This is a genomic window from Polynucleobacter sp. JS-Safj-400b-B2 (assembly GCF_018881975.1).
GTDB lineage: Bacteria > Pseudomonadota > Gammaproteobacteria > Burkholderiales > Burkholderiaceae > Polynucleobacter.
In genome coordinates this window covers 1-24,437 of sequence record NZ_JACVPJ010000015.1, presented here as the reverse complement: position 1 = coordinate 24,437, position 24,437 = coordinate 1, and the positions used below count along the sequence as shown (strand labels likewise).

At 45.9% G+C, this 24,437-nt stretch carries 25 protein-coding genes and 1 pseudogene; 6 read left to right on the top strand and 20 right to left on the bottom strand.

The annotated features are described in order from the left end of the window. The 3 genes from ICN48_RS12005 to pmbA all read right to left on the bottom strand — a co-directional run bounded on the left by ICN48_RS12005 (position 1) and on the right by pmbA (position 3,868). Positions 1–1,278 carry an NRAMP family divalent metal transporter gene (locus ICN48_RS12005; protein WP_216153921.1) on the bottom strand — a complete coding sequence of 426 codons (1,278 nt, stop codon included), beginning with the start codon at positions 1,276–1,278 and terminating at the stop codon, positions 1–3. Positions 1,279–1,394: 116 nt separating this feature from the next. Then, positions 1,395–2,477 (bottom strand): TRAP transporter substrate-binding protein, encoded by a 1,083-nt coding sequence (locus ICN48_RS12000; protein ID WP_216153920.1) that lies wholly within the window; start codon positions 2,475–2,477, stop codon positions 1,395–1,397. Between the two features lie 44 nt (positions 2,478–2,521). Continuing rightward, positions 2,522–3,868 (bottom strand): metalloprotease PmbA, encoded by a 1,347-nt coding sequence (gene pmbA, locus ICN48_RS11995; protein WP_216153919.1) that lies wholly within the window; start codon positions 3,866–3,868, stop codon positions 2,522–2,524. A gap of 26 nt (positions 3,869–3,894) precedes the next feature. On the opposite strand from pmbA, the gene mog reads away from it, so the two are divergent. Next, positions 3,895–4,527: a molybdopterin adenylyltransferase gene (gene mog, locus ICN48_RS11990; RefSeq protein ID WP_216153918.1), complete on the top strand. Its 633-nt coding sequence runs from the start codon at positions 3,895–3,897 to the stop codon at positions 4,525–4,527. 52 nt (positions 4,528–4,579) lie between these two features. Here the strand turns inward: mog and orn are convergent, their stop codons facing one another. Further along, complete coding sequence (gene orn, locus ICN48_RS11985) at positions 4,580–5,176, bottom strand: oligoribonuclease (RefSeq protein WP_216153917.1); 597 nt, start codon at positions 5,174–5,176, stop codon at positions 4,580–4,582. 15 nt (positions 5,177–5,191) lie between these two features. Here orn and ICN48_RS11980 point away from each other — a divergent pair, with 15 nt between their 5' ends. After that, positions 5,192–6,445, top strand: coding sequence for a M48 family metallopeptidase (locus tag ICN48_RS11980; RefSeq protein ID WP_216153916.1), 1,254 nt, complete (start codon positions 5,192–5,194; stop codon positions 6,443–6,445). Between the two features lie 2 nt (positions 6,446–6,447). Next, on the top strand, positions 6,448–7,461 hold the full coding sequence (gene rsgA / locus ICN48_RS11975) for a ribosome small subunit-dependent GTPase A (RefSeq protein WP_216153915.1): 1,014 nt from the start codon (positions 6,448–6,450) through the stop codon (positions 7,459–7,461). Here rsgA and ICN48_RS11970 read toward each other — a convergent pair. The 6 genes and pseudogenes from ICN48_RS11970 to rpsP form a co-directional block, all read right to left on the bottom strand. After that, entirely contained in the window at positions 7,406–8,365 is a 960-nt protein-coding gene (locus tag ICN48_RS11970) for a CobD/CbiB family protein (RefSeq protein WP_216153914.1), read from the bottom strand. The two genes, rsgA and ICN48_RS11970, sit on opposite strands and share 56 nt — an antisense overlap. Next, positions 8,362–9,101: pseudogene (locus ICN48_RS11965) on the bottom strand (CoA pyrophosphatase). Before ICN48_RS11965 ends, ICN48_RS11970 begins: the two are co-directional and overlap by 4 nt. A gap of 62 nt (positions 9,102–9,163) precedes the next feature. After that, positions 9,164–9,559: a 50S ribosomal protein L19 gene (gene rplS, locus ICN48_RS11960; RefSeq protein ID WP_216153913.1), complete on the bottom strand. Its 396-nt coding sequence runs from the start codon at positions 9,557–9,559 to the stop codon at positions 9,164–9,166. A gap of 135 nt (positions 9,560–9,694) precedes the next feature. Then, a complete protein-coding gene (gene trmD, locus ICN48_RS11955; RefSeq protein WP_216153912.1) occupies positions 9,695–10,441 on the bottom strand; it encodes a tRNA (guanosine(37)-N1)-methyltransferase TrmD in 747 nt (248 codons plus the stop codon). Between the two features lie 45 nt (positions 10,442–10,486). Next, positions 10,487–11,053 (bottom strand): ribosome maturation factor RimM, encoded by a 567-nt coding sequence (rimM, locus tag ICN48_RS11950; RefSeq protein ID WP_216153911.1) that lies wholly within the window; start codon positions 11,051–11,053, stop codon positions 10,487–10,489. 92 nt (positions 11,054–11,145) lie between these two features. Continuing rightward, a complete protein-coding gene (rpsP, locus tag ICN48_RS11945; protein WP_216153910.1) occupies positions 11,146–11,391 on the bottom strand; it encodes a 30S ribosomal protein S16 in 246 nt (81 codons plus the stop codon). A gap of 223 nt (positions 11,392–11,614) precedes the next feature. Here rpsP and ICN48_RS11940 point away from each other — a divergent pair, with 223 nt between their 5' ends. Both ICN48_RS11940 and ICN48_RS11935 read left to right on the top strand, forming a co-directional pair. After that, the gene (locus ICN48_RS11940; RefSeq protein WP_255539561.1) at positions 11,615–12,145 is read left to right on the top strand and encodes an META domain-containing protein; all 531 of its coding nucleotides are present in this window, start codon (positions 11,615–11,617) and stop codon (positions 12,143–12,145) included. A 38-nt stretch (positions 12,146–12,183) separates the two neighbouring features. Continuing rightward, entirely contained in the window at positions 12,184–12,630 is a 447-nt protein-coding gene (locus ICN48_RS11935) for a hypothetical protein (RefSeq protein WP_216153909.1), read from the top strand. A gap of 65 nt (positions 12,631–12,695) precedes the next feature. Here the strand turns inward: ICN48_RS11935 and ICN48_RS11930 are convergent, their stop codons facing one another. From ICN48_RS11930 to ICN48_RS11910, 5 genes are read right to left on the bottom strand one after another with little or no spacing between them, the layout of a single operon-like run. Further along, a complete protein-coding gene (locus ICN48_RS11930; RefSeq protein ID WP_216153908.1) occupies positions 12,696–14,483 on the bottom strand; it encodes an acyl-CoA dehydrogenase in 1,788 nt (595 codons plus the stop codon). A gap of 49 nt (positions 14,484–14,532) precedes the next feature. Then, positions 14,533–15,468 carry an electron transfer flavoprotein subunit alpha/FixB family protein gene (locus ICN48_RS11925; RefSeq protein WP_216153907.1) on the bottom strand — a complete coding sequence of 312 codons (936 nt, stop codon included), beginning with the start codon at positions 15,466–15,468 and terminating at the stop codon, positions 14,533–14,535. After that, positions 15,469–16,218 carry an electron transfer flavoprotein subunit beta/FixA family protein gene (locus ICN48_RS11920; RefSeq protein ID WP_216153906.1) on the bottom strand — a complete coding sequence of 250 codons (750 nt, stop codon included), beginning with the start codon at positions 16,216–16,218 and terminating at the stop codon, positions 15,469–15,471. 55 nt (positions 16,219–16,273) lie between these two features. Continuing rightward, the gene (locus ICN48_RS11915; RefSeq protein ID WP_216153905.1) at positions 16,274–17,926 is read right to left on the bottom strand and encodes an acyl-CoA synthetase; all 1,653 of its coding nucleotides are present in this window, start codon (positions 17,924–17,926) and stop codon (positions 16,274–16,276) included. A gap of 14 nt (positions 17,927–17,940) precedes the next feature. Further along, the gene (locus ICN48_RS11910) at positions 17,941–18,861 is read right to left on the bottom strand and encodes a histone deacetylase family protein (RefSeq protein ID WP_216153904.1); all 921 of its coding nucleotides are present in this window, start codon (positions 18,859–18,861) and stop codon (positions 17,941–17,943) included. Positions 18,862–18,957: 96 nt separating this feature from the next. Between ICN48_RS11910 and ICN48_RS11905 the strand changes: the two genes are divergently transcribed. Continuing rightward, a complete protein-coding gene (locus ICN48_RS11905; RefSeq protein ID WP_216153903.1) occupies positions 18,958–20,211 on the top strand; it encodes a lytic transglycosylase domain-containing protein in 1,254 nt (417 codons plus the stop codon). Here ICN48_RS11905 and cysM read toward each other — a convergent pair. The 5 genes from cysM to ICN48_RS11880 form a co-directional block, all read right to left on the bottom strand. After that, a complete protein-coding gene (gene cysM, locus ICN48_RS11900; RefSeq protein ID WP_216153902.1) occupies positions 20,208–21,119 on the bottom strand; it encodes a cysteine synthase CysM in 912 nt (303 codons plus the stop codon). The two genes, ICN48_RS11905 and cysM, sit on opposite strands and share 4 nt — an antisense overlap. A 41-nt stretch (positions 21,120–21,160) precedes the next feature. After that, a complete protein-coding gene (locus ICN48_RS11895; RefSeq protein ID WP_216153901.1) occupies positions 21,161–21,589 on the bottom strand; it encodes a helix-hairpin-helix domain-containing protein in 429 nt (142 codons plus the stop codon). An 88-nt stretch (positions 21,590–21,677) separates the two neighbouring features. Further along, a complete protein-coding gene (gene rfaD, locus ICN48_RS11890; RefSeq protein ID WP_216153900.1) occupies positions 21,678–22,697 on the bottom strand; it encodes an ADP-glyceromanno-heptose 6-epimerase in 1,020 nt (339 codons plus the stop codon). Continuing rightward, positions 22,694–23,623, bottom strand: a complete 930-nt coding sequence (gene rfaE1, locus ICN48_RS11885) for a D-glycero-beta-D-manno-heptose-7-phosphate kinase (RefSeq protein ID WP_216153899.1) — start codon at positions 23,621–23,623, stop codon at positions 22,694–22,696. The genes rfaD and rfaE1 overlap by 4 nt, the downstream gene beginning before the upstream one ends. A gap of 56 nt (positions 23,624–23,679) precedes the next feature. Beyond that, on the bottom strand, positions 23,680–24,437 hold a 758-nt coding region (locus tag ICN48_RS11880; RefSeq protein WP_216153898.1), incomplete at its 5' end, for a UDP-glucose/GDP-mannose dehydrogenase family protein.

Below are 24,437 nucleotides of genomic sequence, written 5' to 3'. Positions count from 1 at the left end.
TTACCAAGCTATGAATAAGTAGGCCGCAGCCACAGCCATAAAGCCTGTGGCCAACCAACCTAAAATCCTCATGCCTAAAGAGGCCACATAAATACCCATCACAGATTGTTTGCACGACAAAACCATAATTGCCACCATCAGCGGCACAGCAACAATGCCATTAATCACCGCACTCCAGAACAAGGCTTTCATAGGGCTAATGGGCGAGTACTGAATAGCAAGGGCAACCAATACGCTAAAGGCAATAATGGCGTAAAACTTACTTGCCTGAGCAGCCGAATCTTCTAGACTTGAGCGCCAACCAAACACCTCAGATAATGCGTAGGCAGCTGAACCCGCAAGTACGGGAACACCCATCAGACCCACACCCAATATCCCCAGTGCAAACAACAGGAAGGTAAATTCACCCGCGAGAGGTCTCAAAGCCGATGCAGCTTGTGCAGCAGTATTGATATCACGTATCCCAGCAACATGAAGAGTGACTGCTGTGGCAAGAATAATGCAGTACGCAGCAACATTTGAGTACAGCATACCGCTCCAAGTATCCCAATGAATTCTTCGGAGCTCTGCATTTACCTCTGCAGGATTTTTTTGTTCAAGCAAACTTGACTGACCATGCAAGTTCATATCTTCTACCTCTTGAGAGGATTGCCAAAAGAATAAATAGGGGCTGATGGTGGTACCAAAGATACCAACTACTACTGCAGCAGAATCCGCACCCCACGAGATTTGAGGAAAGAAGGTGCTCCAAATAACATCGCCCCAAGGAATATGAACAGTAAAAAGTACTGCGCCGTAAGCTAATAAAGAGAGGGATAGCCATTTCAAAAAGAATACATAGTGACGATATGGAATGAGAATTTGCAAGACTAGCGTTAACAAGACAAATAGTGTCGTCATGATGTGCCAATTAATGCCAGTAACTAACTGCGCAACCTCACCCATCGCAGCAATATCAGCCGCAATGTTCAGGACATTTGCAATTAACAGAAGTAATACAAGGGTTACAAGTACTACCCGGGGAAAGGCTAGCTTCATATTGGCCGATAACCCACGCCCCGTTACTCTCCCCATTCGTGCACACAAGACCTGAATGGTAGACATCAAGGGGTATGCAAATGGCATGGTCCACAACATATTCAAACCAAACTGTGCTCCCGCTTGGGAGTAAGTCACAATTCCACTGGGATCATCATCTGCAACACCGGTGACTAATCCTGGTCCCACACGAGACAAGGGATGTTGTTTAATGCGTATCCAAATTTCAGAGAAGTTCATTTGGGCTGCAAAAGTTTAGAAGTCATCTTCTGAGTGTAGTCTGTAATAGGGTTCGCAGGACGATCCACGCAAAAGAAAAGGGCTCACTCGGAGCCCTTCTGCTGAGTATTTTTATCTCATAATTTTTTAGTAAAACTGTATTGAGCAAAAGCTTGCTCAGCAACATTAAACCATTGCGCTTCCATATTTCTGAAAGCGCGATAGTCATCAAAAATCTTTTTAAATTGCGGATTCTTGGCAGACTCTTCGGCGTATGTTTCTTGACTCGCTTTAAAGCAAGCGTCTAAAACTGAAGTATTGAACTTACGCAGCACGGCGCCATTTTGCAAAAGGCGTTGCAGTGCGGGTGGATTGAGCGCATCGTACTTGGCGCACATATCAGTATGCGCTTCAAAACAAGCCGCTTCCCATGCAGCCTGGTAGGAAGGTGGTAATGAATCCCACTGCTTCTTGTTAACCAAGAAAGAAAGTCCTGCAGCACCTTCCCAGAAAGCAGGGTAATAGTAATTTTTCGCTACCTTAGCCAGACCCAGCTTCTCATCATCATATGGGCCGACGAATTCAGCAGCATCGATCGTGCCCTTTTCTAAGGCCGAGTAAATTTCACCCGCAGGAAGCTGTTGTGGGACAACACCCAGTTTTGCGAGTACTTGACCAGCAAAACCCGCAATTCGGAATTTCAGCCCTTTTAAGTCTTCCGGAGATTTAATTTCTTTTCGAAACCAGCCGCCCATTTGCGTACCAGTTTGACCGCCTAGAAAATTAACAATATTGTAGCTGGCATAAAGTTCACGCATTAACTTCATACCATTGCCGTGAAGCATCCATGCAGATTGCTGACGAGCCGTCATACCAAATGGAGCGGCAGTATCAAAAATAAAAGCACTGTTTTTACCTAGATAGTAATAACTAGCAGTATGTCCGCACTCGACCGTACCGTTTTGGACAGCATCCAATACTTGAAGTGGTGGCACCACTTCGCCGGCTGCAAATACTTTGACATTGAATTTACCATCAGTCGCCTTACGCAAAGCGCTGGCAAATACTTCAGGAGTACCAAATAAGGTATCCAATGACTTAGGAAAGCTAGATACCAAGCGCCAATTTAAAGTAGGTAAGCCTTGCGCAATGGATGGTGCAGCTAAGGCTGCGGCTCCTGCTCCGATTGTGGCTTTCTTTAAAAATGAACGTCTTTGCATTACCGTCTCCCTTTAAAAATCATCGGTCTACATTAATTTTTTGTTTATTTTCCACCAACTGTCATTGCACCCAGCAAGATGGATCCCGTTTCTTTAGTGCCACGGATCAGTGTATCGCTACCAATCAACTGAATATCCATCAACATATCGCGCAAGTTACCAGCGATCGTAACTTCTTCAACTGGGTATTGAATTTCTCCATTCTCCACCCAGTAGCCAAATGCACCACGTGAGTAATCACCCGTTACATAATTAACGCCCTGCCCCATTAACTCAGTGACCAGTAAGCCCGTACCCATTTCCTTTAGCAATGCTGGTAAACCACCTTTCGGAGTTTTCTTACTCTTTAAAGTAAGGTGATGTGATCCACCAGCATTGCCAGTAGTATTCATACCCAACTTACGCGCAGAATAGGTTGATAAAAAATATCCCTCGAGTATTCCTTTGTCTACTACAGTGCGAGCAGCTGTTTTTACACCCTCTTCATCAAATGGTGAGCTACCAGTCATGGCCTTCAGATGCGGATCTTCAAACAAGCTGACATGTTTTGGTAATACCTGCTTACCTAAACTGTCGAGCAAAAAACTAGAGTGGCGATAGAGGGCACCGCCTGAGACTGCCTGTACTAAGCCGCCCAATAGACCTGCAGCTAAAGGAGCTTCAAAGATAACTGGGCAACGCCGAGTGCTTAAAGATCTTGCTTTTAGGCGCGATAAGGCTCTTTGAGCGGCATACCTTCCGATTGCTGCAGGATCAGCCAACTCTTCAGGAATGCGAGAGCTGGAATACCAATCATCACGCTGCATATGCGCTTTCTTCCCACCTTCGCTTACAATCGGCGCACAAGAAATATAGTGACGAGAAAATGGATAGCCGCCCATAAAACCATGAGATGTACCCATCATGAAATGCGCATGATGCGCTGATACTGATGCGCCATCACTATTCTGAATTTGTTTGCTGACAGAAAAAGCAGCGCCTTCTGCAATGCGAGCAATTTCTACAGCACGACTTGCATCTAGATTCCATGGATGAAACAAATCTAAATCAAGTGGATTTTTTTCTAGAAGCTCAGCTTCTGCAGGTCCCGCACAAAGATCTTCTGCTGTATGTTGGGCAATGTGATAGGCAGCATCTACCGTAGCCTTTAAAGATTCTTTAGAGAAATCACTCGTACTGGCATTGCCACGATGGTGACCCAAAAATACAGTAACCCCGACTTGCTTGTCTAAGCTTTGCTCAATTGTCTCAACCTCTCCCTTACGGACGGTAACGGAGAGACCTTGCCCCTCAGAAATCTCAGCTACAGCATCTGAGGCACCCCTTCTTTTGGCCTCTTTGAGCATGAAATCGATGATTTCTTGAAACTGGTTGGATGTGTATGTAAACATGACCTAATAATAGCTAGAATATAAACATGAAGCATACAGAAGCCCTAAAACGAAATAGCCCAAATGAGGTCAAAATCGGCCTCATTTCCATCTCGGATCGTGCCAGTAAAGGCGTTTATCAGGACGAAGGCATTCCTGCCCTACAAACCTGGCTTATTAAGGCCATTAGCAACCCCTGTGTTTTTCATGAGCGCCTCATTGCTGATGAGTCCGAAAGCATTACCGAGACGATTGTTGAGCTGGTAGACGAGCTAGGCTGCGATCTAGTGCTCACTACAGGCGGTACTGGCCCCTCCAGAAGAGATGTCACCCCTGAGGCCACCTGTGAAGCCGGCACTCGTGAGATGCCTGGTTTTGGCGAACAAATGCGTCAAATTAGTTTGCACTTTGTGCCTACTGCAATCCTCTCTCGACAAACTGCCGTCCTCAGAGAGATTGAAGATCATGCCGCCCTGGTGATTAATCTACCGGGACAACCTAAAGCGATTGCCGAAACATTGGAAGGTCTTAAGGATGAAAATGGTAAATCGATTGTTCCCGGTATCTTTGCTGCAGTGCCTTACTGCATTGATTTAATCGGCGGCCCTTATATTGAAACTGATGAAACGGTCATTAAAGTATTTAGACCGAAAAGCGCCATTAAGAAATCTGGGGTTTGATTCTTTCGCACCCATGAAGAAAAGGCCCACATGTGGGCCTTTTTTATTCTGACTACTGCGGCAACGGCACAATAAACTTCTCGCGGTAGTACTTGAGTTCTTCAATAGATTCTTCGATATCCGCTAAGGCTGTATGAGCCTGGTTCTTAGTAAAGCCTTTAATTAACTCAGGGTGCCAGCGCTTACACAGCTCTTTCAAAGTCGACACATCAATATTCCGATAATGAAAATAGGCCTCTAGTTTTGGCATGTACTTTGCCATAAAACGTCTGTCTTGCCCAATCGTATTGCCGCACATCGGTGCAATACCTGCCTTAATGTATTTTTTTAGAAACGCAATGCATTCGGCTTCAACGGTTGCCTCATCCAGAGTGGATGCCTTCACCTTTTCAATCAACCCAGAGCGACCATGAGTACCCTTGTTCCAAGCATCCATTGCATCCAAAACCGCATCATCTTGATGCACTACCCAAACAGGAGCCGTTGCGATGGTATTGAGATGGGCGTCGGTCACAATAATGGCAATTTCCAGAATGCGCTCAGTTTCTGGGTTTAGGCCCGACATTTCCATATCCACCCATATCAGGTGTTCATTGGCTGGTGCCGCCTTAGTTGGCGTGGTTGCTGTAATGTTAGTTTGCTCGCTCATATCTATAATGATCTCATGACATTCACAATTGTTTTTCTAATCGCCTTTATTGCTAGTTTTGGCTTGCGCCACTGGCTGTCCCAACGTCAAATTCGCTATGTAGCGCAGCATCGCAATACTGTACCTGCTGATTTCGCCGAAAAAGTGACTCTCGCCGAACATCAAAAAGCGGCTGACTACACCATTGCTAAATTAAGCCTGGGTATTTTAGAGAATGGGGTCAGCGCCATCATTTTAATTGGGTTCACCTTATTAGGTGGGCTGCAGATTCTCAATATGGCATTACTCCAGTTATTTGGTGAAGGTATTACCCAGCAAATGGCCTTGCTTATTTCAATCGTAATCATCTCCGGCATTATTGATATCCCCTTTTCTTGGTACAAACAGTTCCATCTAGAAGAGCGCTTTGGCTTTAATCGCATGGGCAAGAAACTATTTTTCTCTGACATGCTTAAGGGGCTCGGTGTTGGCGGCGCGATTGGTGTTCCGCTACTCTGGGTTATTTTGACCTTAATGGCCAAAGCAGGAGACTTATGGTGGTTATGGGCATGGTTAGTGCTGACCGTCTTTAGCCTACTCATGCAATGGATTTTCCCAACCTTTATTGCACCCCTGTTTAATAAGTTTCAAGCCTTAGATGAGGGTCCTTTAAAGACACAGATTGAAGCATTGCTAAAGCGCTGTGACTTTGCGAGCCAGGGACTCTTCGTCATGGATGGCAGTAAACGGAGCGCGCATGGCAATGCCTTTTTTGCTGGCATGGGCAAGGCAAAGCGGATTGTATTTTTTGATACCTTGATTGAAAAACTCAACCCAGGTGAAGTTGAGGCTGTACTTGCACATGAGCTTGGCCACTACAAATGTAAACATATTCGTAAACGCCTCCTGGTCTCATTTGCCCTGAGCTTTGCGATGTTCGCCCTCTTGGGCTGGGTTAGCACGAAGGTTTGGTTCTATACAGATTTAGGCGTCATGCCTAACCTGAATGGCTATAACGGCGGTCTGGCTTTGGCACTCTTTATGCTGGTCTCACCAGTGTTTAGCTTCTTCTTTACACCGCTATCAAGTTTGGCATCACGCAAACATGAATATGAGGCTGATGGATTTGCTGCTGAAAAATCTTCAGCAAAAGATTTAATTACTGCGCTAGTAAAGCTGTATCAAGATAATGCATCGACTTTAACCCCCGATCCAATCTATACGGCTTTTTACAGCTCGCATCCACCTGCGCCATTGCGCATTGCTAACTTGCAACGGTTTAGCTCATAAGGATGGAACAGTTTCATGCGCTTCTGATTGCCTCCTACGGAAGGCATTATTTAGCGCAGCGTTTGGTAGCAGATGCTGATGGCTGTGAATCACCCGCTGGCCCATTGATTCAGGTAAGCACTCCTGCTAAGCAGCATATTGGTGCCGTTGGTGATCGCATGCTATTGGAGATGACCTCAGCCGATCAAGCCCGCATCATTCAAATTGAGCCCCGAGAAAACCTGCTCTATCGCTCTGATGCCTTTAAGAGCAAACTGATTGCATCTAATGTTGATCAGATCTTAGTGGTGCTTGCAACGCAACCTGCTTTCTCCCCGGATCTCTTAGGTAGAGCAGTAGTAGCCGCAGAAGCTAATCAAATTGGTCTTCATATTTTGCTAAACAAGTGTGACCTCAAAGATAACTTAGAGCATGCACGCAAAATCATTGCACCCTATGCACGCATGGGATATCAGGTCAGCGAGGTCTCAGCTAAGTTTGATCCAGCCTCCATTGATTCTTTACGGACAGCTTTGCAAGGCAAGGTCTCCGTATTTGTGGGTCAATCCGGTATGGGCAAGTCCAGTCTTTTAAATGCCTGGATACCCAATGCTGCAGCCTTGACTCAAGAATATTCTGTACGTTTAGATACCGGCAAACATACAACTACTGCCTGTCGTTACTTTGAACTACCTGAGGCATGGGGAAGAGATGAGACAGGTAAGCTTGGTGCGCTGATTGATTCACCAGGCTTTCAGGAGTTTGGTTTAGCCCATATGTCTGTGAGTGAATTGCAACACGCCTTTAGAGAATTTAAAGACCTTTTAGGAAAGTGTCGCTTTCATAATTGCGCGCATTTATCTGAGCCAGACTGTGCTGTTCGTGAAGCAGTAGACAGAAATGAAATAGCGCCAGAAAGACTGACGCTATTTAGACAATTGCACTCAGATTCAAAAACAGCTGATGTACAAATTCAGGGAATTAGCCAAGCCAAAGAGCGATGGTCAGCATTAGCAACAAAGCCATCCAAACGATAACTAAGCGCCATACCAATCCCACTGCGGAGCGCATCGTACGCTCAGTAGGCTCGAGACCTACCTCATAGACAACCGGCTCACCCGCCTCAGCCATACGCAAAGCTTCATCGCTATCTGGCTCACTCATTGGCTCACCAAGGCGAACGCCCAATGCGCCACTGCCTGCAGCCAAGATCACTGCCGACAAAGAGTCAGACCATTTTTGTGTGAGATAACGCCAGCCGTAAACAGCGCCTTCAAAGTTACCGACAATAGCAAAGCCCATTGCAGTAATACGTGCTGGTACCCAATCCAAGACATAGAAGAAATGACGAGCAGACTCACTAAGGTTGTAGTCACCACGCTCAGACCAGCGTTGCGCAGCGATATCTGCTAAGCGATACAGCACAACACCGGCAGGACCCATTGGCATCATGAACCAGAACAGCACACCAAAGACATGGTGATGTGAACCGATGATGGCGCGCTCTAGCGCCAAAGAAATCACTTCAGTCTCGGAAAGATTGGAGGTGTCAAATTCAGGGCCATACCACTCACCCAAGGCCGCACGCGCAGCGGGTAAGTCATGCGCTTCAATCGCTTCATGAACCGCAGTAAAAGAATGACTGAACTGACGAAAACCAAAGAACAAATAGGCAATGACGATATTCCAAATAAAGCCCAAGATTGGATAAGTCACCATACAAGTGACGTACACAATAAAGACCAAAAAGGTAGGTAGTATGAAAGCCACTAGGCAGGCCATACGAGCGCCTACAGGACTTGCGCCATCCTCAGTCTTGCCACCGAACTCAGCAGCGACCCAATCTAACCAGCGAGCGCAGACACGCGCGATCCAATGACTTGAGGTGACTGGGCGATATTGCTCAGCAATGAGGGCGAAGAGAATAGAAAAGAAAGTCATACTTTTAATAAATGATATAGGTTACGCAACATTCCCGCAGTAGCACCCCAAATAAAGCGGTTCTCATAAGGCATTGAATAAAAACGACGCCCGCCCTGCTCACTTTGCCACAATCTGACCTGATGATTAGCAGGATCTAGCAAAAAACTGAGAGGCACTTCAAATACATCAGCCACCTCAAACTCATCTAAGACATATTCTGCCTGAGCTTGGACCAATCCTACTACTGGAGTAACGCTATAGCCAGAAACTGTTAAATACTGAGGTAAGTGACCAATGATCTCAACCCGCTCAGGATCAAGTCCGATTTCTTCCTGACTTTCACGTAAGGCAGTGTCGTTTGGGTTTTGATCTTCAGGATCCATACGCCCCCCCCTGGAAAACTAATCTGCCCTGCATGGTCGCGCAAATGATTGGTTCTTTGCGTTAGTAACACCGACAAGCCTTCTCCCTTCAACAGAAGTGGAATGAGCACTGCCGCTTTAGTAACTTTTCCAACGGCTTGACGCTTCGCAATAATGTCAGATGCAATCACATGACGGTTTTCATCCGTAATTTCTGGCTGCCATTGTGGTGGTGATTGCAGACGAGCTTTTAAACCAGCCGGCTCCAAAAATTCTTTTGAAACTTTTTTTTCGTGAGCACACACCTGATGAATCGGAATCGCTTGCGCATCAAATCCTGGCGGCGCAGCAACATTGATTGCATTGTCTTCAGGGCTTGGCATCTTGGTCATGTTGATATTCTAAGGCAACAAAAAAGGCGACCTAGGCCGCCTTTTTTACTTCAAGCCGGAATTTACTCTGCGGCTGGAGCTGCTACTGCTACCTTACGCGCAGGAAGCTTCTCTTTAATACGCGCAGACTTACCTGAACGATCACGCAAGTAGTACAACTTAGCACGACGTACATCACCGCGACGCTTAACTTCAATGCTAGCGATCAATGGTGAGTAAGTTTGGAAAGTACGCTCTACGCCTTCGCCTGAAGAAATCTTGCGAACGATAAAGCTAGAATTGAGTCCGCGATTGCGCTTTGCAATCACAACACCTTCAAACGCCTGTGTACGCTTACGCGCACCTTCAACAACGTTTACGCCAACAACTACTGTGTCGCCAGGAGCAAAGCTTGGCAATACTTTGTTAGCACTTAAGCGAGCAATTTCTTCTTGCTCAATTTTTTCAATTAAATTCATTTTTAATCCTTAAACATCGTATTAGCGTTTAATCCCGAGATATAAATCAACGGACCTAATAGAGGATGCAGTTAAAACAATTTCACTAAACCAAAAACTAAACACCTAATCACTACTGCACACTACTAAAAGCATTTACAGCGAGCGAAGAAATTGTTCATCTTCTCGGGTTAGCAACCCTTTGGCTCTAGCCGATTCAATTAAGTCCGGCCTTAACCTGAACGTCAGCTCTAAAGACTTCTGCCGACGCCAATCCGCTATTTTAGCGTGATGTCCGCCTAAAAGCACGTCTGGGACGGATAAATTTTCATATATTTCTGGACGGGTGTAGTGCGGATAGTCCAAAAGACCGTTCATAAAGCTGTCCTGGGTAGCAGATTCTCCATCTCCAAGGGCCCCTGGAATCATTCTAATTACCGCATCCATCATGGCCATAGCAGGAATTTCACCCCCAGAAAGCACAAAATCACCGATAGAAAGCTGTAAATCGACGTTTCGGTCAACAAAACGCTGGTCTACAGCCTCATATCGACCACAAATAAAGCTTAAATTCCCGTAACTGAGGATATCTGTCGCTATCTTCTGAGAAAAACGCTCACCCTGAGGTGCCAATAAGCAAATGGGACCACTTTGAATGCCTGCTGCCTGGTGGGACGCCTTAATTCCAGCAACCGTATCTTCTAAGGGCTTGGCCATCATGACCATGCCGGGTCCGCCGCCATAAGCACGGTCATCTACTGTCTTGCGGGTATCTAAGCAAAAATCTCGGGGATTCCAGAGGTGAACGCTGGCTAGAGCTTGCTCACACGCGCGACCGGTAATACCCCACTTTGTTAAAGCAGAGAACATTTCTGGGAACAAGGTCACAACATCAAAGCGCATATCAGTAATTAAGTCTGAACTTTATCTATGTGTTCTTATTCGCTCTTATTGCCAGTCAGACTGCCAATCGAGGGTAATTTTTTTATTTGGTAGGTCGACGTTTTGCACCACCTCTTTTACGAATGGCACTAGATACTTGACTGTCTTTGTTTGAGCATCACCGATAGCAACAACACCATGTGCACCATTCTCAGTAACATCAATGACTTCACCAAGTGCTTCGCCTTGTAAATTCATTGCATTGCATCCAATGAGATCAACCCAATAATACGAATCACTTTCCGCCTTTGGAAAAGCATCACGCGCCACTAAGATGCGCGAACCTTTTAATGCCAAAGCTTGATCACGATCACTCACACCATCTAGCGCCATCACAACATTGCCGCTATGCATCTTGGCGCTTTTGACTTTGTACTGCGTCAATGAGGCCTGTGCTTGAGACGCAGAAACACCTGCATCCCGACGAGGGATCAGAGACAACCAAACTAATTTAGAAGAGAGAAGTGCTACAGGATCTGATGAGTGAGGTCTAACCTTCACTTGACCCTGCAATCCTTGTGCCTCGGATATGGCACCAAGTTCAATCAATTCATCTACGGAAGGCGTACTCATTTGTAAGACACCTTATTTTTCCAAGATAGAACCACTAGAAATTCCGTCACTAAAAACTTCATCATAACGATGAAGCTTTTAGTAATTGAATATTAAACAGCTGGATTGTTTTTGATCAAACGAGTTACTGTTGGAGAGATTTGCGCGCCAACACCAGTCCAATAAGTCAAACGATCTTGAGCAATACGCATTGCTTGCTCAGTTGCCGCTGCTTGTGGATTGAAGTAACCAATACGCTCGATAAAGTTCGAGTCACGACGGTTGCGCTTATCAGCAGCAACGATGCTGTAAAAAGGGCGCTTCTTAGAACCGCCGCGTGCCAGTCGAATGACGACCATACTTATTCCTTAAAATCTAAAATGAAAACAGGTTGATTACAACCCAATGAAATTTCTACAAAAATCTTGGGCTCCAGCTCACCAAATAAAAATAAGGTAGAGCGGAAAACCTCATATTCTAGACGAAAACCCCTACTTCTTCCACCTATTTAAGCACCATAGACAGTAGAATAGAACGCGTACTTTATTAAATATTACATTAAAAACAACAACTTAGGTAAATATGGCCCTTAAATACAGCCCTTCAGACTCGATCGGAATGTCCTTAAATAGGCTCTTTCTGACGTTTTCTTGCCTAGGTCTTGGGTTTTTAGTTGGCTGTGCCAACGTCATCCCCCCTTGTAGCGCCAAAATCAGCCCGCCAAGCAGTGAACTCAAAAACACTAAATGGGAGCTCACACGCTGGAACTTGCCACCCAATAGCAATGGAGAGGTGCGCACACGCCAGATTCCTCAGGGCGATGCCAGTAACCCTATACAAATCATTTTTGATACCAATGGGCAGCGTCTGAGTGGCTCGACAGGATGTAATCGCTTTACTGCAACACTTGATGAAGACGCTCGCGGTTTCTCTCTCAAACAAATCGCCAGCACTAAGATGGCTTGCAGCCCACAGCGCATGGAATTAGAGAATGATTTTCTCTACGAGTTAAATGACTATCGCAGCATTGTTCGTAATGGCGACCAATTACTCATGATTGGTACCGATCGTGAAGTGCTCAGCTTTACCCAAAGACCCAATACTAATAAATAAGCTTTTAACAATTCATTTGCAATATCACTGAAAGACTCATGAAAAAATCCAAACTTCTTTTTTGCGCACTCGGATTATTCTTTCCAGGCAGCGGCCTCAACTGCTTCTATTTGCAAGGACTGAAATCTTTTTGGGCATGGGTGCAGTTATTTGCCCTCATTGGAGGTGCGACTGGCTGGATCATTCTTAAAGATGCTCACTTTCATTCTGCGCCAGGCTGGATACTCATTACCTTTGGCTTTATCGCCATTGAAGCAAGCTGGTTAACAACCATCGCATTCGGACTTCGCCTTGATGAAAAATGGGATGCCCAATTTAATCCTGGGATTGAAGAACATCGTCGTAGTCGCTCTGGATGGCCAGTAATATTGACAGTGATTTTCTCGCTTGTCTTTGGTGCTGGCGTAATGATGACTTTTTTAGCAATCTCTTTTGAGCAATTCTTTATCTCGCAAATCCACGAGGCAAAAAAGCTATCCCAATAATTGCAGATAGCTTTTCTTATGCAAGAGCCGCTCTTTAGAGCGGTTTTTTATTTTCCCTAACTCTTTTAGAACTGCTCTACTTCTAAAGCGTTTGTAGAGTGGCCACTTTCCACAATTGAGGTAGCAAGAGCTTGGGCCTGGGGCATGAGATTCTCTGCAAAGAATCGCGCAGTAGCAATCTTGGCATCATAGAACATTGGATCGCTATCACGTAAGCGTTCAGCAGCTAAAAGTGCCCTCGCCATTTGCCAACCACCTAAGACCAAACCAGATAAGCGAAGGTAGGCAAAGCTGCCTGCATAGACAGCCTTGATATCAGTCTTTGCATTTGCCACGACATAAGCAACCGCTTGCTCAAATGCAGCACGCGCCAATGTAAGTTGCTTGAGTACAGCTTTAGCGTCATCACTTCCACTTGCAGCCAAATCTTTTTCAGTAGCCGCGATTCTTTGGGATAACTCTTTTGCAATCGCGCCACCATCACGCACTGTTTTTCTACCGACCAAGTCATTCGCCTGAATCGAAGTAGTACCTTCGTAAATCGTCAAAATACGCGCATCACGGTAGTACTGCGCTGCACCAGTCTCTTCAATGAAGCCCATACCGCCATGCACTTGCACACCTAAGCTTGCCACTTCAATTGACATCTCTGTAGAGAAGCCCTTAACAATCGGCACCAAGAATTCATAAATTGCTTGATTAGCTTTACGCACTCCTTCATCAGGAGCAGCATGCTGGGCATCATAAGCAGAAGCAGCGTAGTAAGCCAAAGCACGTGATGCCTCGGTATAAGCGCGCATTGTCATGAGCATGCGCTTCACATCGGGTTGATGAATAATTGCTACCGGACCAGGTGAACCAGCCAAATCTCTGCTTTGTACACGATCTTTAGCATATTGCACTGCCTTTTGATAAGCGCGCTCTGCCACTGCAATCCCTTGCATACCTACTGCAAAGCGAGCCGCATTCATCATCACAAACATATATTCAAGACCGCGGTTTTCTTCGCCCACTAAATAGCCAACTGCACCACCATGATCGCCAAACTGTAGAACCGCTGTTGGACTCGCTTTAATACCGAGCTTATGCTCGATCGAAACGCAATGCACATCATTACGTTCACCTAATGAACCATCTTTGTTCACCATAAACTTCGGTACCACGAATAATGAAATGCCCTTCACGCCTTCTGGTGCATCAGGTGTTCTTGCTAGCACCAAATGGATAATATTCTTAGCCATATCGTGCTCACCATAGGTGATGTAGATTTTGGTGCCAAATATTCTGTAAGTACCATCACCTTCAGGAACAGCACGTGATCGCACCATCGCCAGATCAGAGCCAGCTTGTGGCTCTGTCAAATTCATTGTTCCAGTCCACTCACCAGAAATCATCTTCGGCACATATTGCTCTTGAAGTTCTGGGCTAGCGGCGGTTAAAAGAGCCTCAATAGCGCCATCAGTAAGTAATGGGCAGAGCGCAAAAGAAAGATTGGCTGCATTTACCATCTCTAAGCAAGCAGTGGAGATCAATTTTGGCAAACCTTGTCCACCAAACTCTGCTGGATGAATGACACCCTGCCACCCTGCAGCAGCGTATTGCTCAAAAGCATTCTTAAAACCAGGAGTGGTGGTTACTACACCGTCTTTTAAGGAGCTTGGGTTTTGATCACCAGCCCAATTAAGGGGCGCAACAACGTCTTGATTGAATTTAGCAGACTCTTCCAAAATAGCCGGAGCAAGATCAACATCAGCGCCCGCCTCAGCATAAGAAGGATAGGCAACAACATCCGATAGCCCAGCTAGTTCATTCATGACAAACAACATATCTTTCACTGGGGCTACGTATGGCATTACAACTCCTCTTTATTCGATTTGATTCTCAATTCAACGGCTAAGTGAATCAACCAAGCGCTTTGGTTAACTCAGGTACGGCAGTATTTAAATCTGCCACTAGACCATAGTCAGCTACACCAAAGATTGGCGCCTCTGGATCTTTATTAATTGCCACAATAACTTTGGAATCTTTCATGCCAGCTAAATGCTGGATAGCACCGGAGATACCTACAGCAATGTAAAGCTGTGGGGCTACAATCTTACCGGTCTGACCTACTTGATAGTCATTCGGAACGTAACCCGCATCAACAGCAGCGCGAGACGCACCCAAAGCAGCACCTAGCTTGTCAGCTAATGGGGCAATGAGTTCTTGATACTTTTCACCAGAACCCAAACCACGGCCACCAGATACGATGATCTTGGCAGCAGTCAATTCTGGACGATCCGATTTGGTCAGCTCGCGACCAACAAAAGAGGATTGCGCCTTACTGTCGGCAGCAGCTACTTTTTCTACAGCAGCTGAACCACCTGTGGCCGCTACAGGATCAAAACCAGTAGTACGCACAGTAATTACTTTGATTGGATCAGCGCTTTGCACAGTAGCAATCGCGTTACCTGCATAGATTGGACGCTCGAAAGTATCCGCAGAGATGACTTTGGTAATGTCAGACAACTGAGCCACATCTAACTTAGCAGCAACCCGTGGCAAAACATTCTTACCATTAGCGGTTGCAGGGGCGAGGATATGGCTATACCCATTTGCAATGGAGAAAATTTGGGCAGCTAAGGGTTCGGCCAACTGATCCGCTAGATTTGCTGCATCCATTTGAATCACTTTGCGCACGCCAGCAATTTGAGCTGCTGCGACTGCAGCAGCATCGGCACCGCTACCAGCAACTAAAATATCAACCTCTGGAGAGCACTGCAAAGCAGCTGCTATGGCATTTAAGGTTGCAGCCTTTAATGATTGATTATCGTGTTCAGCAATAACAAGTGCAGCCATTTAGATCACCTTCGCTTCATTTTTGAGTTTTTCTACAAGAGCCGCTACATCCGCAACCATCACACCTGCGCTACGCTTAGGTGGCTCTTCTACTTTGAGCGTTTTAAGACGCGGGGCAATATCGACACCCAAATCTTCAGGCTTAACGATATCAATTGTTTTCTTCTTAGCTTTCATGATATTTGGCAAAGTCACATAGCGTGGCTCGTTCAAGCGCAAGTCAGTAGTGATCACTGCTGGTAATGAAAGTGCAATTGTTTCTAAACCGCCATCCACTTCGCGCGTAACAGTAGCCTTGCCATTTGCAACCACAACCTTAGATGCAAAGGTAGCTTGTGGAATATCCAAAAGACTTGCCAACATTTGACCTGTTTGATTACTGTCATCATCAATGGCTTGTTTGCCCAAGATGATGATTTGCGCTTGCTCTTTATCGGACAGCGCCTTCAGAATCTTTGCGACCGCCAAGGGCTGCAATTCTGTATCGGTTTCCACCAGAATTGCACGATCAGCGCCAATCGCTAATGCAGTACGAAGAGTTTCCTGGCATTGCGTTGCACCAGCAGTCACCACTACTATCTCAGATGCCACACCCGCTTCTTTTAAGCGGACTGCTTCTTCTACCGCAATCTCGTCAAAGGGATTCATACTCATTTTGACGTTGGCCAAATCAACACCAGAGTTGTCTGATTTCACCCGAATTTTGACGTTGTAATCAACAACGCGCTTTACAGCTACTAAGATTTTCATTTGGAATACTCAAAAATGGTTAATGATCTATTTTATCCGCCCTGCGGATCAATCCCTAGACATCAATAGCAGTGGCGGATCCAGCCAGCTTGCGTAGCTCAAACTTCTGAATCTTGCCCGTCGAGGTCTTTGGTAGCTCACAGAACACAATCGCTCTGGGAACCTTAAAGCCAGCTAAATGCTGCTTACAGTGCGCAATAATCTCCTCAGCCGTGACAGCAACTCCTGGCTTAATTTCCAGAAAAGCGCAAGGTGTCTCACCCCACTTTGGATCCGGTTTAGCAACGACTGCGGCCGCATTGATTGCTGGGTGGCGATAGAGTACATCCTCCACTTCTACTGATGAAATATTTTCTCCACCAGAGATAATGATGTCTTTACTACGATCCTTCATCTTCACATATCCATCTGGGTTCATCACAGCCAAATCGCCTGAATGGAACCAGCCACCCTCAAATGCTTCTTGGGTTGCCTTTTCGTTCTTCAGGTAACCCTTCATCGCGATGTTGCCCTTGAACATAATTTCGCCCATGGTTTCACCATCAGCAGGAACTGGCTGCATTGTCTCTGGATCTAAAACAGCAATGGCTTGTTGCAGGTGATAACGCACACCTTGGCGAGCGTTTAAGCGAGCACGCTCACCAATATCTACCTCATTCCATTCATCTTGTTTAACGCACACAGCTGCTGGGCCATAGGTTTCAGTTAAACCATAGACATGCGTTAAATCAAATCCTAATTTTTCCATACCTTCAATAATGGAGGCAGGAGGAGCAGCACCCGCGATCAAACCTTTGACACCAGTGGGCACTCCTACCTTCATCTCATCTGGCGCATTGACTAACAAGTTATGCACAATAGGAGCTGCGCAATAGTGAGTCACACCATGTTCTTTAATCGCCGCAAAAATATGTTGTGCATCCACTCGACGTAAGCAGACATTCACACCAGCACGTGCGGCAATAGTCCATGGAAAGCACCAACCATTGCAATGGAACATCGGCAAAGTCCAGAGATAGATGGGATGCTTATTAATATCCCAGTCCAACACATTCGAGACAGCATTGATTGCAGCACCGCGGTGGTGATATACCACGCCTTTGGGGTTGCCAGTAGTGCCTGAAGTGTAGTTCAAGCAAATTGCTTGCCACTCGTCCGCAGGTACCTGCCATGCAAAGCTAGGGTCGCCTTCTGAGAGTAATTGCTCATAAGTGAATTTGCCCAACTTTTCACCGGGTACGTCAAACTCATTTTCTTCTACATCGATGACTAAAAATTCACGTCCAGAATCTTTTTTCGCGATATCGAGGGCTTTTTTCATCACCCCTGAAAACTCGGGATCCACAATGACCACTTTGGCTTCACCATGATTGAGCATGAATGCAATTGACTCTGCGTCCAAACGGGTATTCAGTGCATTTAAAACTGCTCCCGCCATCGGAATGCCAAAGTGCGCCTCCACCATAGGAGGCGTGTTTGGTAACATCACCGCCACCGTATCTCCTAAGCCAATACCGTGTTTTTGCAATGCGCTCGCTAGGCGACGGCAACGCTCATACGTTTGCTTCCATGTCTGGCGCAACTTCCCATGAATGACGGCAGTCTTATTGGGATAAATTTGTGCCGAGCGCTCTAAAAATAAGAGTGGAGTAATTGGGGTGTAGTTGGCTGAATTTCGATCCAAGCCTTGTTCGTAAATATTCGCCATCTTCAGCCTTCGATTTAAATTTCTGCTAATGCCTTGATGTGAGCCACTACGCTACGACCCAATGCAGAGAGGTTATATCCACCCTCCAAACAACTCACCATGCGGCCTTGCGCATAGTCATTTGCAATATCTTTTAGACGCTTAGTAATCCAAGCATAGTCATCCTCTACCAAACCCATCTGACCCAAATCATCTTCACGATGAGCATCAAATCCAGCAGAAATGATAATGAGCTCAGGCTCAAAATTACGCAAGGCAGGCAACCATTGCTCTTCTACGATAGAGCGCACTACGTCGCCACGAGTGGCTGCTGGCAAAGGCACATTAACCATATTGTTAGCATGATCAAGGCCGCTATAGGGATAAAAAGGGTGCTGGAAGAAGCTGCACATCAAGACATTGGGGTCATTAAAGAAAGCTGCTTCAGTGCCATTGCCATGATGAACGTCAAAATCAATAATGGCAACACGCTCGATACCGTATGTCTCCATCGCATAACGCGCAGCAATGGCTACGTTATCAAACAAACAAAATCCCATGGAGCGGGTTGGCTCTGCATGATGTCCTGGAGGTCTTACTGCGCAAAAGACATTCTCAACATCGCCTTTCATAACAGCATCGACACCGGCAATAGCTGCACCAGCAGCTCTCAGTGCCACTCTGTAGGTATGGGGATTCATAATGGTGTCGCCATCCAGCATGAAATACCCGCTCTCAGGAGCGCGATCTCGCACAAAAGAAACATGATCCGGACTATGCACCAACTCAAGCTGATCCTCGGTTGCCAAAGGTGCATCCAAATGATGCAAAAATTGATCAATACCACTGCGTATCAATTGATCATTGATCGCCTGAATTCGTTCCGGACACTCTGGATGATGGCTTCCCATCTCATGTTTCAGAAAGTCTGGATGAGTTATGTATCCTGTTGTCATTACTCAAAATCCTTAATAGCAAATTTATAATTTTTTATAATCTAATAAAACGTGCTTAACACTCAAAAATCCAAAACCAATACAAATACCTTAGGCATGAACTTTCGCATCTCCTACCTACTGATTGCTCTATTGCTAGCAGGGTGCTCCAGCACTCCTACACAACCAACCCAATCGCAACAATCCATCGTAAACCAGACCGATGATGCAGTCACCGAAGCGCGTGTCAGCCAAAACCTCAATGAACTACTAGGACAAGTATCCCAGACTCAAGAAATCCCGCTCCCAGCCCTAGAAATGGGCTTCCTAGATGCTAAAACGATTCCCTCAATACGCAAATTGGTATTACCCCCATCGGGCACTTTCAAGAAAAATTGGCTGGCTTACCGCAAACGCTTTATTGAACCGGTTCGCCTCAAGGCTGGCAAAGCCTTCTGGGAACAAAATCAAGCCTTTTTGAGTCAAGTTGAGCAAGATTCAGGGGTGCCAGCCGAGATTATTGTGGCCATTATTGGCATCGAAACCATCTATGGGCGCCAAACTGGCAACTTTAGGGTTAAAGATGTTCTGTCCACCCTAGCCTTTAGTTACCCAGATACCTCCAATAAATCAGCTAGAGAACAACTCTTTAAGGATCAACTCAAAGAACTCATTCTTATGTGCTGGACTGAAGCAGGCGGTAAGCTGCCCTCTCAAAATAGTAGTCAAGGTGTCAATAGCGCACGCTTTAGTGCCTGCCTTAATCAGAACAGCTCCTATGCAGGCGCTATAGGCCTACCGCAGTTCATGCCCAGCAGTATTCGCAGCTTTGCAGTAGATGGAGATGGGGATGGTCAAATCGATCTCAAACAAAGTCCTAAGGATGCGATTGCCAGCGTTGCTAACTTTATGAAAAAGCATGGCTGGCAGACAGGGATGCCGATTTCATTTCCAGTGCAAGTGAGCGGCATTAATGCTGCTAAAGCATTGGCAGATGGTGAACCGCAACTGAAATACACGGTTCAAGAGCTTATTGATAAAGGTATTTTGACCAAGCAACAAGGCGACCTTCAAAGTGGCGGCGTAGAACCTCAAAGCAAGGCCTTCATCGTAGATCTACCTTATCCCGATAAAGATGGTGCAGACCAAGTGCAGTATTTTGTTGGCTTAAATAATTTTCTGACGATTGTTCAGTACAACCGCAGCTACTTCTATGCTCAAAGTGTTGCAGAGTTTGCGGAAGCTTTGGGATTTAAGAACCAAAGCGTAGTGCCAGTAGAAAGCCCAACTAAAGCTAGTGGATCTAAGGTAGTCAGCGAAAAATCTAAGCCTAAAAAAACCAGCGCTAAGAAAAAAGTGAAATCTTCTTAAGCTGGAAAAACCCCAGTAGATAGGTAGCGATCACCACGGTCGCAGACAATAAAGACAATCGTCGCATTTTCAACCTGACGCGCTATACGCAAGGCCACAACTAAGGCGCCTCCAGCGGAGATGCCACAGAAGATGCCCTCTTGTGCAGCTAGGCGACGCGCCATCTCTTCAGCATCCGCTTGAGAAACATACTCAATCGCATCAACGCGATCACCTTGATAAATCTTAGGCAGATATGCTGGCGCCCACTTCCGAATGCCAGGAATTTGAGAGCCTTCTTCAGGCTGTGCCCCAATTATCTGAATCGCAGGATTCATAGACTTGAGATAGGTTGAGACGCCAGTAATCGTTCCGGTAGTGCCCATCGCAGAAATGAAATGGGTAACCTGTCCATCTGTATCGCGCCAGATCTCTGGACCTGTAGTCTCGATATGTGCCCTAGGATTGTCTGGGTTGGCAAATTGATCGAGTAATCTGCCGCGACCTTCTCTCTGCAATTGCAAGGCGTAATCTCTTGCAAATTCCATGCCGCCTGAAGCTGCCGTCAAAATCAGTTCAGCACCATATGCCGCCATACTTTGACGACGTTCAATACTTTGATTTTCCGGCATCACCAAAATCATCTTGTAGCCGAGCATGGCTGCAGTCATTGCCAATGCAATGCCTGTATTTCCGCTAGTTGCTTCAATTAAAGTATCGCCAGGTTTAATTTCACCGCGTTCTTGTGCGCGTGAAATCATCGACAGCGCAGGTCGGTCCTTCACCGACCCGGCTGGATTATTTCCTTCTAACTTACCCAAAATCACATTATTGCGATTCTCATTCTCAAGACCAGGGATACGCTGTAAGCGCACCAAAGGCGTATTGCCCACAGTCTGCGAAATAGTAAGGTAGGAAGGTTTGCTCATGAGGCCATTTTAGCCATAAGCAGGCCTACACACGATAGGGTTTAATTTCTGCGACCTTCTCCCGTACGTTCCTGCTGATTGCGAGGACTAGCCTGATTACGAGCATTACGTCGACCAGATGCGCTGCTTTCTTTCTTGGTACGGCCATTTGGTTCCCGAAAGGAACTAGGGGCTTCGATTGTTAAGCCGTTATCAACCATTTTTTCTACTGATTTCATACCAATACCCCGAACCCGTTTCTGCAAGTCATTCGCATCTTGAAAATGCCCGCCATCCAAGCGCTCAGCAATGATGGTTTTGGCTTTGGATGGACCAATGCCTTTGATGCTCTCTAGCTCAGTTTGAGTCGCAGTATTGACGTTAATAGGTGAGGCGTTTGCTGCCCCGACACTCGAAATGCATACTGTGAACGCTACTGCTACAGCCCGAACCAAACTCCAACATCTATCTAGATTTAAATGATTACTCATGTTTTCTCCTGTAATGAATAAAAAATCCACGGACACCAAGTGCACGTGGATGATTTACAACGAGGAGAAACTGCTTCTGTTGACTGGCTTACAAAGGGTTGGCCAAGAAACCAGAATTGGCCTCTAACCACTCAATATATCTTCCTACGCCCTGCTCAACATTTAAGAAAGGCTCGGTATAGCCTGCAGCCCTAAGCTTAGTGAGATCCGCTTGAGTAAAGCATTGATATTTACCCCTGAGAGCATCAGGGAATGGAATGTACTCAATCGCTTTTTCTTTAACCAATTCTTGTAGGCTTGCAGGGGCTGCTTTATCGAGCCTACGCATAGAGTTAGCAACAGCATGTGCGACATCATTAAAAGGTTGCGCATGACCGCTACCCAAATTGAAGATGCCGCTAATTTCTGGATGATCTAAGAAAAATAGATTTACTTTGACCACATCTTCAACAGAGACAAAGTCACGGCTTTGCTCGCCAGGACCATAGCCACCATACTCACCAAAAAGCTTTACATGGCCATTGGCTTTGTATTGGTGGTATTGATGAAATGCAACGGACGCCATACGACCTTTATGGGATTCGCGCGGTCCATACACATTGAAGTAGCGAAAACCCACTACCTGTGCTGTATTGGCTTTTTCAGTAAAACGCTTGCGCATCACCTGATCAAATAAGAACTTGGAGTATCCATAAATATTGAGCGGCTTCTCATGTTCGCGGCTTTCGACAAAAACATCTGAACCACCATAAGTAGCAGCTGATGAAGCGTAGAGCAATTGCACCTTTTGAGCGGTGCAGATATCCAACAAGTCCATGGTGTAGCGATAGTTATTCGCCATCATGAAAATGCCATCCGTCTCCATGGTGTCAGAACAGGCTCCTTCGTGGAATACTGCCCTCACTTTACCTAAACGACCACTTCTAAATGCCTCTAGAAACTCATCCTTATCAAGATAATCAATGATATCTAAATCTGCGAGATTGCGGTATTTATCAGCAGGGCGCAGATCATCTACTGCAATGATATTTTTTTCGCCACGCGCATTGAGTGCTTGAACAATATTGGCGCCAATAAATCCAGCTGCGCCAGTTACGATAATAGTCACTGTAATTCCTCTGAAGTAACGGTGGCAGTTCCCAACTTACCAACAACAATGCCACCAGCACGATTTGCTAGTGCCATTGCTTTTTCTAAAGGCCATTTTGCAGCCAAGGCAACTGCCAAGGTAGCAATCACGGTATCACCAGCACCAGACACATCAAAAACTTCGCGTGCTTGCGCTTTGACATGACTCACACCTGATTCGGTATACAGACTCATCCCATCCTCAGAGCGTGTTAAAAGCAAGGCCTGTAGATCAAGAGACTTTCTAAGGTCTTGAGCTTTCTTGGTTAAATCTCCTTCGCTCGTCCATTGGCCAACCACCTGACGCAACTCACTGCGGTTAGGGGTTAAGACAGTGGCGCCACGATACTTTTCATAATCCTCACCCTTAGGGTCAACCAAGATCATTTTATTTTGCGCTCTAGCTTGCTCAATCATGTGAGCCACTTGACCTAAAGCACCTTTGCCGTAATCGGACAGAATCACCACATCAGCATCACCAACGAGTTTTTCAAAGCGCTCTAATTTATGGGCCAGTGCTTTTGCGCTGGGAACCTCTTCAAAATCCAAACGTATCAGCTGTTGCTGACGTGCAATCACGCGTAACTTCATAATGGTAGGGACATCAGCATCAATTTCTAATTGACTATCAACACCACCTACTTTTAATAACTCGGCTACACGCCTACCGGACTCATCGTTACCAACAATACCCAAAATAGTCACTTGTGCATCAAGTGCTGCAACGTTACGAGCTACGTTAGCGGCGCCACCAAGACGTTCATCAATCTTGCCCACTTGTACAACTGGCACTGGCGCCTCCGGAGAGATGCGATTGGTATCGCCAAACCAATAACGATCCAGCATGACATCACCCACCACTAGTAGGTGGGCTTTAGAAAACTGTTCTCGGTTCGCTTTTTCCATTTGAATACTTTATGTATTTTTATTTATTTTTTTAATGCTAATTAATCTATTACCACTTAATTATGTCGCCCGATACCGTAGTACTCAATACCCAATTCTTGCATAGAAGCAGGCTCGTAGAGGTTACGACCATCAAAAATGATGGGGCGCTTGAGTTTTTGCATCACTTGATCAAAATCTGGGCTTCTAAAGGCCTTCCACTCGGTCACGATGATGAGGGCATCAGCGCCATCTAGTGTGCTCATAGGGTCATCAGTCATTGATACTTGCTTGAGCCCTTCCGGGTTGCCCTTAAAGTCTAATTCTAGGCAATGTCCAGCTTCTGGCATCGCTACTGGATCGTGAGCAACTACTTGGGCGCCACGTTTAACCAACTCTTGAATAATCACGCGGCTAGGAGCTTCGCGCATATCGTCGGTGTTTGGTTTAAAAGCCAATCCCCATAAAGCAAACTTCATTCCGGTAAGGTCTGCACCAAAACGCTTCTCAATCTTTTCGACCAAGATGTATTTTTGCAATTCATTAACCGCTTCTACGGCATCCAGGATCTTGAGATCTCGGCCATGCTCTTTAGCAGTTTTTGATAAAGCAGAAACGTCCTTAGGGAAGCAGGAGCCGCCATACCCAGTACCGGAGTACAAAAAGCCATAGCCAATACGCGAATCTGAACCAATGCCTTGGCGCACCGCTTCAATATCAGCGCCTACTAAGTCAGCCAAATTGGCTAACTCGTTCATAAAGGAGATACGGGTCGCTAGCATCGCATTGGCTGCGTATTTAGTTAGCTCAGCACTTTTGACATCCATGTAATAGG